The 13,402-nt window shown below is 40.4% G+C and carries 10 protein-coding genes, 1 rRNA gene and 1 pseudogene (1 of these 12 cut by a window edge); 9 read left to right on the forward strand and 3 right to left on the reverse strand.

Going from position 1 to position 13,402, the window contains the following annotated elements; all coding sequences use genetic code 11:
- The first annotated feature begins 1 nt into the window (after position 1).
- Genes GFS03_RS06795 through GFS03_RS06815 form a run of 5 tightly spaced genes read left to right on the forward strand, consistent with a single transcriptional unit; the run spans position 2 to position 5,218 of the window.
- Entirely contained in the window at positions 2-1,324 is a 1,323-nt protein-coding gene (locus GFS03_RS06795; RefSeq protein ID WP_153423109.1) for a proton-conducting transporter membrane subunit, read from the forward strand.
- On the forward strand, positions 1,321-2,505 hold the full coding sequence (locus GFS03_RS06800) for a formate hydrogenlyase (RefSeq protein ID WP_153423110.1): 1,185 nt from the start codon (positions 1,321-1,323) through the stop codon (positions 2,503-2,505). Before GFS03_RS06795 ends, GFS03_RS06800 begins: the two co-directional genes overlap by 4 nt.
- Positions 2,502-3,107 (forward strand): NADH-quinone oxidoreductase subunit B family protein, encoded by a 606-nt coding sequence (locus GFS03_RS06805; protein ID WP_153423111.1) that lies wholly within the window; start codon positions 2,502-2,504, stop codon positions 3,105-3,107. Before GFS03_RS06800 ends, GFS03_RS06805 begins: the two co-directional genes overlap by 4 nt.
- Positions 3,104-4,849 (forward strand): proton-conducting transporter membrane subunit, encoded by a 1,746-nt coding sequence (locus GFS03_RS06810; protein ID WP_153423112.1) that lies wholly within the window; start codon positions 3,104-3,106, stop codon positions 4,847-4,849. The genes GFS03_RS06805 and GFS03_RS06810 overlap by 4 nt, the downstream gene beginning before the upstream one ends.
- Before the next feature lie 9 nt (positions 4,850-4,858).
- Positions 4,859-5,218 (forward strand): hypothetical protein, encoded by a 360-nt coding sequence (locus GFS03_RS06815; RefSeq protein WP_153423113.1) that lies wholly within the window; start codon positions 4,859-4,861, stop codon positions 5,216-5,218.
- Between the two features lie 3 nt (positions 5,219-5,221).
- Here the strand turns inward: GFS03_RS06815 and GFS03_RS06820 are convergent, their stop codons facing one another.
- Positions 5,222-6,046 (reverse strand): sulfurtransferase, encoded by an 825-nt coding sequence (locus tag GFS03_RS06820; protein WP_153423114.1) that lies wholly within the window; start codon positions 6,044-6,046, stop codon positions 5,222-5,224.
- 420 nt (positions 6,047-6,466) lie between these two features.
- On the opposite strand from GFS03_RS06820, the gene GFS03_RS06825 reads away from it, so the two are divergent.
- Entirely contained in the window at positions 6,467-7,561 is a 1,095-nt protein-coding gene (locus tag GFS03_RS06825) for a HoxN/HupN/NixA family nickel/cobalt transporter (RefSeq protein WP_153423115.1), read from the forward strand.
- Between the two features lie 176 nt (positions 7,562-7,737).
- Positions 7,738-7,866 carry a hypothetical protein gene (locus GFS03_RS13675; protein WP_256365642.1) on the forward strand — a complete coding sequence of 43 codons (129 nt, stop codon included), beginning with the start codon at positions 7,738-7,740 and terminating at the stop codon, positions 7,864-7,866.
- A gap of 5 nt (positions 7,867-7,871) precedes the next feature.
- On the opposite strand, the pseudogene GFS03_RS06830 reads toward GFS03_RS13675, so the two are convergent.
- Positions 7,872-8,808: pseudogene (locus tag GFS03_RS06830) on the reverse strand (IS1 family transposase).
- A gap of 162 nt (positions 8,809-8,970) precedes the next feature.
- Here GFS03_RS06830 and GFS03_RS06835 point away from each other — a divergent pair.
- Together GFS03_RS06835 and GFS03_RS06840 are read left to right on the forward strand one after the other, a co-directional pair.
- Complete coding sequence (locus tag GFS03_RS06835) at positions 8,971-9,129, forward strand: hypothetical protein (RefSeq protein WP_153423116.1); 159 nt, start codon at positions 8,971-8,973, stop codon at positions 9,127-9,129.
- A 60-nt stretch (positions 9,130-9,189) separates the two neighbouring features.
- A complete protein-coding gene (locus tag GFS03_RS06840) occupies positions 9,190-9,582 on the forward strand; it encodes a hypothetical protein (protein WP_153423117.1) in 393 nt (130 codons plus the stop codon).
- 1,372 nt (positions 9,583-10,954) lie between these two features.
- Here the strand turns inward: GFS03_RS06840 and GFS03_RS06845 are convergent.
- A 23S ribosomal RNA gene (locus tag GFS03_RS06845) occupies positions 10,955-13,402 on the reverse strand (it continues 604 nt past the right edge of the window).

Here is a 13,402-nt window from a genome sequence, read left to right on the forward strand (position 1 = left end):
AATGGATGTAGAACCACTCCTCTTACTATTAATCCCCATTTTAATCAATATAGGTTTCTTCAAACTTAAACTAATCAAAGTACTCTCTATACTATCAGCATTATTAACTATACTCATTAGCCTCTCCCTCTACTTCTTAACGCCAATTATAACCACTTTTTTCTTAATCACCAAATTTACCACATTTTTCCTATTAATGATCACATCCATTTATCTCCTATCTACCCTCTACTCTATAAATTATATAAAACCAAGTAGAATAGTTAGCGAAAGATTATATTACATCCTACTAAATTCCTTCGTGACCTCAATGATCTTCACTGTAATTGTAAACAATTACGGGCTAATGTGGGTTGGGATAGAACTCACAACCGTAACTTCCGCTCTTTTAATAGTCGCAGAGGCATCTGAGACATCCTTGGAAGCTACATGGAGATACATAATTATAGTATCAGCTGGAGTAACCCTAGCCCTATTCTCAATCATTTTGATTTACTATAACTATCATACACTCACGATAACGGAAATAACACCAGAAAACAACATAATAACTAGGCTCGCAGTAGCCTTAGCTTTAATAGGATTTGGAACAAAAGCCGGAGTTTTCCCCATGTATACGTGGTTACCCGACGCTCATAGCGAAGCGCCCTCTCCAATAAGTGCACTATTCTCCGGGGTGCTACTTCCAGCTGCGGCTTACGTTTTATACATGGTATATCTAATAAACCCCTTAATCAATATCTTTGTGATATTCTCTACTCTATCTATAATAACTACGTCGATTATCTTACTCAATCAATGGCATATAAAGAGAATGTTTGCATACTCTACAATAGAAAACATGAACTTAGCCTTACTTGGACTAGTATTAGGGCAACCGCTTGGAGCGATAATTCTACTCCTTTCACACGCGTTCGGAAAAGCAGGGGCCTTTTATTCAAGTGGAATAATAGTAAAAATTCTCGAAGAAAAAAGGATTGAAAATATAGATGGTTTATATTCCAAATTGAAATTAACTTCAGCTTCACTACTGATGTCATCCCTAGCAGTAACAGGGACACCACCCTTTGCAACCTTCATAGGAGAATTCCTTATATTACAAACATTAATTCAAAAAGGATATACCATAGAATTTGTGCTTATATTAGCGTCCTTAGCAACAGCGTTCATCTCAATAAACTATAACATCACTAAAATAATATTTACACAAAAAGGAATAAACCAGACAAATTTAAAAGAACCTACTTTAATTACATTTATTTCACTCATATCATCTATAATTCCTCTCATTCTCGGTATACTTTTACTGGTGATCTTACCATGAGGTACTATAAATGGTCTCAACAAGGTGAGGGGAGGAAAATAGGCAAGCTAGGAAATTATTGTCTTTATGAAAAAACGATAACTGAAGGGAAATGTGAGGAAACACAAAAACCTTTTACACCACAAACATATGGCTCATTTAGGTTCATATATGGACCCTCAGCTGGTGGCTTACTTGAGTCGATAAAGTTCGTAATTACAACTAATGGTGAAAAGATCCTTGGAATAGAAGCTGAAGTTTACAAAAACAGAACAATAAAAATTAGTGGATTGCCAATCGACGATGCGATACTTAAAGTAGAGAGAATAAATGCGCCATTTAGTGCTTCGCATACCATAGCCTTTTTGCTTTCTATTGAAGACGCTCTGGAGCTAGAGCTAGACTATCAAACCCTTCTGAAGAGAATAGCTGAAATAGAACTAGAAAGGATAAGAAACCACTTATTCGTAATAGCAAGATTAGCTGAAACTGCCTCGCTAAATGTGCCTACATTTCACCTCTTACATCTCGTTGAAGAGGTAAATAGACTTATAGGCAAAAGTTGCGGTCATAGATACTTCTTTGGCGTTAATTCGCTAAACGAGGTTAGATGTGACTTTGGAAATTTATTAAAGATAATTGATATTACCAAGGAATTCAAGCAAATCTTCGATGGATTAGTTGAAAGTAGAATTTTCATAGATAGACTACAAGAGAATGGAAAGATTAAAGATGAGAATAGTGTGGGGCCTTCTGCAAGGGCTGCTGGATTCGATTATGATGCAAGAAAGGACTTTAAAGTCTTGCCGTATGACGATTTAGGATTTAAAACTATTACCACACATGAATCAGATTCATTCGGAAGATTCCTCGTCAGAGGGCTAGAAATATTGGAGTCCTCAAAAATGCTAGTAGCACTATATGATATGATAAAAAACAATAATACTAATTATGAGAAAACAAAGGAAAGTTATAAAAAAGTAGGAGAGGGACTGGTAAGAGTCGAGAGTCCCTCGGGTGATTTAGCCTATTACGTTAATTTAGATAACGGTATTGTAAAGTCAGTATCACTTCTCACTCCTTCACAAGTTAATCTTAGTTTATTTTTGAAGAGTGTGACCAATACAATATTCACTGATTTTCAATTCAACTGGGAAAGTTATGGAATCTGGGTTAGTGAACTCGGGGTGAAGTTAGAATGAAAAACTGGTGGTTCATAAGAGGTTTAAGAAAAGGAATTATGACAGAAAAATATCCAAAGGAATTACCGGAATGGAGTACTGAAATACAAGGTCAAGGAAATGCCAACTGTCCAACAAATGCCATAAAGGATGAAAAATGGATAAAGGAAAAGTGCATATTTTGCAGAAGATGCTATCCTAACTATAAACCTAATCTTAATCCAAGGATATATACAGTGAAGAAAACCCAGCCACTCTTCAAAAAATCGTTTTATCTTTATCCAATAGACTCTGGTTCATGCGGAGGATGCAATATGGAACTAAAATTATTATCATCACCAGAGTACGATATGACAAGATTCGGCATATTTTTCACCAATACTCCAAGGCATGCAGACGCGTTAATAATAATGGGAGTGTTAACGGAAAAAATGAAAGAAGTTCTGAGAAAAGCTTACGATGCAATGCCAGAGCCCAAAGTAATAATATTATTAGGTGCTTGTGCAATATCTGGAGGAATAATAGGTGAAGGAATACCACTAGAGGCTGCTATTGAAATCGCTGGTTGCCCACCGAATCCCTTCACGATACTTGAAGCATTAACAAGGGTGAAGGAAAAATGAACGTATTACTCTACTCTTTAGTACCTTTCATAATTTCTATTATATTTTCCGTTCTCGATAGGAAGATTGGATATATATCAACCGCAATATCATCAATAATACTACTTATTGTATCGATATACAGCTTTAGCGGAGTCCTCTCCTTCTTCTCTATAATTTCAGCCTCGGTATGGATAATCGCCTCAATTTTCTCAATAGAATACGACAATTACGGGAAATGGCTCTCTCCATTATACACACTAACAATCTTAGGCATGGTTCTTATCTTGAACACTAACAACTATTTGCTATTCCTAGCAGGTTGGGAGATTATGACAATCCCATCCTATGTTGCCATAGGATTGACAGCAAAAAATCACAGGCCGCCTTTCATTTTCATGGCATTTGGAGAACTAAGCACAGCCCTAATCTTGTTTGGGTTCTTAATATCAAACACTACAAACTTCAACTACTTGGCAACTCCAATCCCCTTAATTGTAGCAACTTTTGGATTTATGATAAAAATGGGTATAATGCCCTTCCTTGTCTCAGAATGGTTACCCATAGCACATGGCACTGCGCCATCAAACTTATCAGCGATATTAAGTGCTACAATGACACTAATGGGAGTTTTCGGAATACTAAAAATGTCATTTCTAACAACAACTATTCCAACTGGATTCTCATTGACAATAATGAGTATAGGAGCGTTTACTGTATTCTTCGGAGCACTTTACGGATATGTAAATGAAAACATAAAGGGAATATTAGCTTTTAGTACCATAGAAAATAACGGAGCAATATTGGTAGCCTTAGGCCTTTATATGATTTCAAAACAACTAAACCTCTCTTCAATAGAATACATTTCCACGATTACTGTCGTTCTCTACTCATTTGCACATTCATTAGCCAAGACTGGGCTATTCCTCTCAGCTGGATTACAAGAAAAACAAAGTATATCCTATGCAAAAAAGATAAGGAATATTGCAATAGGATTAAGCCTATTAGCCTCCTCTATGTCAGGATTATTACCAAATATAGGAGGAGTAGCATCTTGGTTATTGCTTGAAAACCTATTCATGTTCTCTTACGTCCTTCACAATACAATATCAATACTATTCATAGGGATAGGAGCAAGCATAGCAATGGGAGAAGGTCTAGCAACAGCCTTACTAATTAGATATATAACGTATACATCCTTATTTAAAAATACAAAACAACAATTAAGCAAAATAATGAAATATCCCATACTATCATCTTCATTTATAGTACTCATATTAGGATTCACACTACCTTATTTGATATATCCTTACCGAAATACTACAACAATTTATGGAATGCTAGCCAATAGCGTAATTTTAACGCAATACTACAGTAGCACATTTGGAGGAATATCACCACTCTACATATTTTTATTAACACTATTCTTCTCCATCATAACCTATATAGCGTTTGGTAAACCTAAAATAAGAAAAGCAGAAATATGGAATAACGGTGTAGATGGGCAAGAAGAATATACCGCATTTGCCATGGCTAATAACATAAGACAAATGTTAAAGAAAATCTTAAGATCAGAAGAGGAGAAATTCTTACCAACATATGGTTTAGACGTGTTCTGGGAATACATCTATAAACTAGCTAATTTAATAAGAAGATTCGGGAAGACCTTTGGTGAAACTTTCATAAATAGCTCAATCTCATGGTACATCATATACATCACTCTGGCACTAATTATCATGATAATAGTTGCCTCAATGGGGTGAAACTATTACATGTTCAAAAGAAAAGGAACTAAAGGAGAAAATAGAGATAGAGGAGAAGAGAATAGAAGAGTTGAGAAGGAAAATAGAAGAAACAAGAAGAGATCTAGAGAAGATTTACAAATTACAACAGATAGCGATAAAATGTACGAAGAAGAATGCTCAGAACTCTTAAAGCAATTACTCAAACTATCATCAAAAGAATCTGCATTGACTTTTGAACTATATCAACTATTAGAAGAAGCAAAAGTTGAAACATTACGCTTATCAGGTATGATAGCAAATTGTAAATATTACAATAAAGAATTAGCAGAAGAACTGTATAAAGAATTAGAAGATCTATTTCATAAATACCTCGAGAGACAAAAATGAAATTCAAATAGAGGAATGATCACTAGCTGATTTCTCTACCGGAACACCAACCATATTTCCGTACTCAACCCACGAACCATCATAAAGTCTGACCAACTTAAATCCCAAAACCTCCTTTAAAGCATACCAAACAACAGAAGCCCTAGCACCAGTCCTACAATATACTACTATCTTATCCTCCTTATTTAACCAAGAGAAAATCCTCTCCAACTCTTCCCTAGATTTCATAGTCTCATCTTCATTAAGTAAAACAGTCCACGGAACATTCTTAGCCCCCGGAATATGACCACTCATCTGAGTCTGCTCACATTTATGCTCTGGAGGTGCAGCAGTCAAACCCTCATACTCCTCCTTACTCCTAGAATCTATTAAAACAAACTCTTTAAGCTTAGACAATAGCTCCCATACTAAAATCCGTGCGGACCAATCAGGCTTCTTAGCCTTATATTCACTTTTCTTAACCATCACAGCGTCATTCTCAATAGGATAATTCTCCTTCATCCACTTATAAATTCCACCGTTTAGAATAGCCAAATTCCTATGTCCATAAGCCTTTAAGATCCAATAAGCGTAAAACGCATACCTATTATTCATATCGCTATATAAAACAATAAGATCATCATTGCTTATTCCAGCATTTCCTAAGACCTTACTCAACTTCTCTGGACTAGCGAATTCCCTGGAACTATCACTGAGAAAATCTTTCCAATTTATTAACACTGCCCCTGGAATATGTCCCTCATAATAGTTTATCTGTGGATTATAACCAACCTCTACAACTTTGACGTCCTTTAAGTTATTGTAAAGCCATTCAACACTCACTAGCATAATATGAAAGAACAACTTAGGTTAATAAACTTTTAATTAAATATTCTACAATTTACAGCGTTCTAGGTTCTTAAAATCAGTAATAAAAAACACTATAGCCTACCCGATATCATGGAATACTTGCTTTGTGATACTCTTCAATAAGTTTCAATAGAATTATATTGTATAATAATCATTTTTCATGAAAAATAAATAATCATATAGCATTTTATTAGTTAGCCTTTTCCTCAACTCCCTACCCACAACGAAGTTTGCCATGTTGGTCATACAAGCATAGACCCAGAACTTGAGCATAGCCTCAGCTACTTGCCAAACTCCTCACTCTAACTGATTCGCCAAATTTACGCTTAACGAGAAGACAAACTCGATAGGCCATCTAGAACCATAACCCTTCTCATCCTGAAATAATGAAAAGTTTATATATTGGATAGGCTATCCATATATGTAATGAAACCAAACTCCAACACGGTCATGCAAACAATCGGGCACAAAAATTTAGTCGTCTTATCACTTTTCTACATAACTAACGTAACACTAACGGCATTATTTTTTCTCTTCCTATACACATTACCACAAAAAGAACTAACAATAAAAACAGATACCGGAGAGATAATAGGAACCTTCATTACAATCGGAATTCTATCATATACATTTGGCTTAAGGCACGCAGTAGACGCAGACCACTTAGCAGCAATAGATAACGTAACTAGGAAAATGTTACAAGAAGAGAAAAATACAGTCTTCGTTGGAACCTTCTTCTCCTTTGGCCATTCAACAGTAGTAATTTTACTATCATTAGCCCTAATGTTTGCCACAAGATTTATATCATCCTCAATACCCTCACTTGAGAACCTCGGTAGTTTAATCAGTACACTAATAAGCGGAGGATTTCTTTACCTTTTAGGTCTACTAAATACAATAGTACTTTATGAACTGTATTCGCTATACAAGGAAAGGAAACACGATAAACAAAAAATAGAGCAGATACTACAGAAAAGAGGTTTTATGAATAGGTATTTTAACAAACTATTTAAAATTGTATCAAAACAGTGGCAAATGTACATAATAGGATTACTCTTTGGACTAGGATTTGACACAGCAACAGAAGTGGCAATACTATCCATTTCAGCAATACTAGCCTCAACTTACATACATATACCAATCTATACAATCCTGATATTCCCCATTATATTCTCCTTAGGAATGTCACTAATAGACACAACAGACGGAGTATTCATGACGTTTACCTATGGCTGGGCCTTCCTATCACCTTTAAGAAAATTATGGTACAACTTAACAATGACGTTAATATCCATATTGATAGCATTTGGAATAGGCACAATAGAGTTGTTAGGACTATTACAAGCTGAGTTCAACCTAACTGGATTATTCTGGGATCAAATAGCAGCATTAAACAACGTTTATTGGGAGACAATAGGATATTATGTAATACTCACCTTCATAGTAACTTGGATAGCATCCGCAATATTATACAAGATCAAGAAAATAGAATAGCAAAACCACACGACTTATACAAGAACTATAAATTATATTGAAAGAAAAATTGACTTTATGTAGAACAATTTTAAAATAGTTTTACTTTTTTCTTCCAATATAAAGTCATTCAATATTATAACATTTTCTTCATAACGAAAATAACATTTATTAATTCATAGAAATATTTCTTACTAGTGATATATATGGCGCATCATATTGGAATACCCTACACTCCAACATATGTAGTAATAATTTACTCTATAGTAGCAATAATCCTTGCTAGGGAGTGTTCTCATGCAGTCATCTTATTCGAGAACTGTTAGTAAATTTATATCAGATCATCTCTAATATACTGTACTGCCCTCAAGTAAGTCTCGTTTAAGGGCGTTATCTCCCTAGAGAATACGTGAGGATACATAACGTTCAACAAGGCTAAACTGTAATCCACCATCCTCTGACTCCTATTAACCCTAGTATCCCTAGCTAACCTAGCAAGATGAGACCTACACCAAGAATTATGGCTCTCCACAATGTAAGTGTACTTCTTACTAGCTACGCGTTTATCAAGAACTTGATAAACACAGTAGTGATCAGTATAGTTTATCCCACTCCTAGGTAACCAGCTCAAGAGGAGACGGAAAGTCCCATAACTTCTGTCCCCAGACTCGTAAAAAGGTACCCCATCAGAAAGAGCAGAGATCCGCTCTAACCTTCCCATGCCTAACACGAAGATAAGTCCAGAACTCGTCAAACACTGTAGACTTGGCCACGAAACTCTTGAGTTGACTCTTCAATATTACCAAGCTCGTGAAGGCCTTTGTTCCAATCCTCTTCATTAGGCTGTAGATAGTAGTTAATGGCTTTCCCTCAACTCTTGATATCGCCCTCATGCTCATCCTGTTCAAGTACTCCTTTAAGATTCTCTCCCTTTGTTCCTTATTCATTCTGTGCTTCAACGTGTTGTAAAACGTTCTTCCACACACTTTACACTTGTATTTTTCTTTCCCTCTGGATGAGCCGTTCTTGACTACTCTGTTGGAGTTGCATGATGGGCATGTTGGTCTCTTCTCCCTTCTCCTCCTTATTCCCACTTTCCTCAAGTAGTAGTATAGTGTTGATGGTGGGATTCCTATTTTCGTGATCTGAACTCCCAAGGAGTATGCTGCTAACGCTAGTGCAAGATCCTTTAGCTCGTACTTTCTTGGCTTAAGATTTAAATTTCTTAAAATCAAAAGTATTAGTTGTGCGAGGATTACGGGATCCATCTGTAATAGCCTCACAGAGAATCTCGTAATCCTCGCACATAAACCTTATTCTAGAGACCGTCCTTAGCGTTCTAATTCCTTAACCTATAGGTTAAGATGAGTAATTATAAAAATTTCTAGTCTGATATAATTTTACTAATACTTTTCGAATAAGATGACTGCATGAGAACACTCCCCCTTGCTATAATACTCATATATAAAACAAAAGCCCTAAAGAAATTCAATACATTAGACTACGTTTACATGGGAATTGGAGGAGCAATAGTAGCAATACTAGACCACATTGTAGGGGATTCAATATTCATACCATCACCCTTCTAACCTTGGATAAACCCACCAGTATTCTTCAGAGTACTATCAGCATTTATAGTAATAGGACTAGTGAGGAAATTCGGAGCGGGAATGGTAACCATGGGAGTTTACGATATAATAAGTGACATCATACACTACAGTTTTGCAGGGGAACCATTATGGTTCTTCGAGGACATCATAACTTACGGCTTAACGGCAGATATAGCTATCTTAGCGACTAGGGGAAACCTATTCCTATCAAAGAAACAATGGTTAAATGCAATAGAAGGAGGAATATTAGGCTTCTCATGGTCAGTTGTACACCCATTCTTCACGTTTGGCTTCATAGCGCCATTAGTGTTTGGATTCATCCCAAATCCAACTAGAGTTTACTTCCTATTCGAAACTTATGCTGTAGGATTAACGATTATAGGAATAATAGCCTCATTACTAGCAAACAGAGTAATAAAACTAATAGTTTAAAACCACAAAGGTTAGGAATCTTTTCCCTTATAACTCCATACTGTTCATCTCTTTAAACTCTCCTCTAGGACGTGTATAAAACTTATATAAACCCTCAGAAAACCTAAAAAACACCTAAGCGTCAAACCAACAACTCCACTAGGAGAGAAAATAGAAAACCACACAACCATTTCATTATTACAGCAACACAATTACCATATCATCTCCTAACAGATCCTAATTAGAAACTACACTTACCATTCTTAAAATAAATAAAGCATCATTAAATACACATCCAGCCCTATAAGCCAAAATCCTAGATCTTAACGATTTTATGCCCACATAAACACCATAGATAAAGCGAGCAGAAAAGCCATCAGAACACTTAGCAAAAATATCTTCAACTCACATGCTACTATAAGTCTTCCTCCTCAAGCTTAAAATAATTAACCTCTTCTTCCTATCAACGAAATCCTCATCCAAAATTAGCATAATACTCAGTGTATCATACCTTGATAAACGTAAAAATCTCCACTACCAGTCTAATACACAGAAATAACACTTAGGAAAAAGTAATTATCGTCATCCTTTAGACCATACAAAAACGTCAAAAAAGCTCTTAGCACTCCTCATAATAGGCTATATAAAACTGGGAAACCCCAATATTATTAGCAAAACCCAATATCACCATTCTCAAACACAAAATACAACTTAGTCCACAACGCTGTTCAAATACTTTCCTACATAAAGCCATCAGAATCCCCCTACCTTATCCCTTAAACTTAGGAGTACATAAGATTTTTCAAAAAAGCTTAAATATTGCCCATAGTACCGAAAATACAGAATCCGAGCACTAGGTCTAGTATTTCCTTCCTGAAAATGACTTAGAGAGAGAATATAACGTTTATTTTTCTTTAATACAAGATTTATACTACACTCGCTTAAAAACTATTTACAATCACTTAAATCTCCTTGAAGAGAATCTATATTAGTATTTAAGGTTTAAAGGACTTGAAATAAATTTACACCAAGTACAAGCCTAACTCCACTAACAGCATCTACAATTGCAACCTGAAATTAATATTGGCAGAAAATATATAAAAACATAACCTTGTACCGAACAAGCTAAAAATGTTGAAGAACAGTTAAGAGAGTTTCTCACAAACGCTCACAACTATAAATAATCACATAGAAGAATACATAGCAAATGTGATCAAAGTGAATAGCACAATAACGCTAAAGAATGGATATTTTCAGATGTTGAAGAACCAAACTAACGCCTATTAAACATTTCCTATCCTCACTCTCTTCTACGCAGAACTATGACTAAATAGAAAGTATAATTAGGCCCATTAGCTGGCTTAGGATTTACCGGACCGCTTAGAATCGTTAACGACAAGGAGGCTTGCCCGATTGGGAGGCGCGGGCTAAATCCCTCGGACTTTCGCCCTCGGGACTTACACCCCGCCCCCATCAATCCCCTCTTCTAGGGGTGGGCTCTCGCGGGTTGCCCCGCATGGCTGCCTCTTTTCGGGGAGGGGTTCCCACTTAGATGCTTTCAGCGGTTACCCCACAGGGCGTGGCTGCCCGGCACTGCCCTACCGGACAACCGGTAAACTAGAGGCCCCGGTACCCTGTTCCTCTCGTACTTGGGGTACCTTCCCCTCAGGCAGCCAGCACCCCCCACCCTTAGAGTCCGACCTGTCTCGCGACGGTCTAAACCCAGCTCACGTTCCCCTTTAACGGGCGGGCAGCCCTACCCTTGGGGGCAGCTGCACCCCCAGGGTGGGAAGAGCCGACATCGATGTAGCAAACCGCGGGGTCGATGGGAGCTCTCGCCCGCGACGACCCTGTTATCCCCGGGGTAACTTTTCTGTCATGCCCGGCCCCCACGTGTGGGGGCACGAGCGTTCGCTAGGCCGCGCTTTCGCGTCGAGACCCCGTACTTTGAAGGGTCTCGTCAGGCCGGCTTTTGCCCTTGCACTCCACGGCGGCGTTCTGTACCGCCTGAGCCGACCTTTGGGCTCCCGTGTTATCTTTTCGCGGGAGTGCCGCCCCAGCCGAACCGCCCACCTGACGCTGTCCCCACCCTTATGGGCAGGTAAGCTCCTCGAGCACCCATGGGTGGTGTTTCACTTTCGGGTCCCCCATCCCCGAAGGGATGGGTTCGACCCCTCCCACCTACTCTACGCATAGGTGCCCGAGGAGCAACGCCAGGCTGCGGTGAAGCTCCACGGGGTCTTCTCTCGGTGTGGGGAGTTGCGGGACTGTGAACCCACTCTGGGCGTTCACGGGGCCCCAGGCTGGGACAGTAGGGACCACGTTGATCCATTCATGCGCGCCGGAACTTACCCGGCAAGGCATTTGGCTACCTTAAGAGGGTCAGAGTTACCCCCGGCCTTCAGTGGGGCTTCGGCCGGTTGTACCCGGCTTTCACCAACCACCAGTGGCCAGGATTTAGCCCCCGTTCACACCCTTTCGGGCTAGCGGGGACCTATGTTTTTATTAAACAGTCAGGTCCCTCTTGTCACTGCGACCTACTGAGGCCGGTTCACGACCCCAGTAGGCACCCCTTCTACCGAAGGTACGGGGCTATTTTGCCGAGTTCCCTAGCCTGAGTTAACCCCCAGACGCCTTGGGCTTCTCACCCAGGGGCACCAGTGTCGGTTCTCGGTACGGTCCTAGGGGATCGTTCTGGACTCCCTTTTCAAGGGGACCTGGGATCGGGTGAAGTCCCCAAAGGGGACCCCATCACGCCTTCGTCCCCTTCTCACCATTACGGTACTCCAGGGACTTAAGCGCTTGGATGGGGCGGTGACCCCACTCACCCTACCCAGATCCGTCAGGAGTCCAGCTTGCGTTACCGCGCCTACCCCTAGGGCGTGGGAATATTAACCCACTTCCCTTTCGGCGAGTACCTATTAGGCCTCGCCTTAGGACCGGCTCACTCCCGGCTGACGACCATTGCCGGGAAACCCTGGCCCTTCCGGCGGAGGGGAATCTCACCCCTCCTCGCTGTTACTGCCGCCGGGATCTGCACCTGTGGTGGGTCCAGTGGATCTCACGACCCACCTTCTACCCCACCACAGCGCCCCCCTACTCGTGGGGACTCAATGAGCCCCCACGCTTGGGTCTCGGCAGCCGGCTTGAGCCCCGACCAATCTTCGGGGTCTCTAGCCTCGGCGGGTGAGCTGTTACGCACTCCTTAGAGGATGGCTGCTGCTGGGCCCACCTTCCCGCTGTCTAAGGCTAGAGACGCCCTTCAACTGGCACTTAGCCGGCATTTTGGGGCCTTAACCCAAGTCTGGGCTGTTTCCCTTTCGCCACCCAACCTTACGCCGAGTGGCCCACTCCCCCCTTCTTCGGCGCCTACGGGTTTGGAGTTTGACTGGAAGTCCGGAGCTTTCGCTCCGAACCCCCAATCAGTGACTCTACCCCGTAGGCAACCTCCAGGGAGGCTGCGCTAGGACGCATTTCGGGGGGAACTAGCTATCACCGGGCTAGATTGGTCTTTCGCCCCTAGACCGGGGTCAGGGGAACGAATTGCACGTCAGAACCCCTATTCGGCCCTCCACCGGGGTTTCCCCCGGCTTCGGCCTGCCCCGGCCTAGATCGCCCGGTTTCTAGCCTCACGCCAGTGACTTCAGGCCCTGACAGACCTTGCCCCTCACCCGGTTTCCCGGGTTGCGGGCACTCGGTTTCCCTACGCCTTCGGGGTTAACCCCCTTAGGCTCGCCACTGGCGTGAACTCCCCGGCCCGTGTTTCAAGACGAAAGGCAAGACCCCGGTCCATCTCCCTCGTACTCAGGACTCGCGTCCCTTTCCTTCGGGAGACTTCACT

It is taken from the genome of Sulfolobus sp. E5-1-F (assembly GCF_009601705.1).
GTDB lineage: Archaea > Thermoproteota > Thermoprotei_A > Sulfolobales > Sulfolobaceae > Saccharolobus.

Bases quoted from the DNA above. Each gene is read 5' to 3' on its own strand.
- GFS03_RS06795 (WP_153423109.1), top strand. From the start codon at position 2: ATGGATGTAGAACCACTCCTCTTACTATTAATCCCCATTTTAATCAAT.
- GFS03_RS06800 (WP_153423110.1), top strand. From the start codon at position 1,321: ATGAGGTACTATAAATGGTCTCAACAAGGTGAGGGGAGGAAAATAGGC.
- GFS03_RS06805 (WP_153423111.1), top strand. From the start codon at position 2,502: ATGAAAAACTGGTGGTTCATAAGAGGTTTAAGAAAAGGAATTATGACA.
- GFS03_RS06810 (WP_153423112.1), top strand. From the start codon at position 3,104: ATGAACGTATTACTCTACTCTTTAGTACCTTTCATAATTTCTATTATA.
- GFS03_RS06815 (WP_153423113.1), top strand. From the start codon at position 4,859: ATGTTCAAAAGAAAAGGAACTAAAGGAGAAAATAGAGATAGAGGAGAA.
- GFS03_RS06820 (WP_153423114.1), bottom strand. From the start codon at position 6,046: ATGCTAGTGAGTGTTGAATGGCTTTACAATAACTTAAAGGACGTCAAA.
- GFS03_RS06835 (WP_153423116.1), top strand. From the start codon at position 8,971: ATGAGAACACTCCCCCTTGCTATAATACTCATATATAAAACAAAAGCC.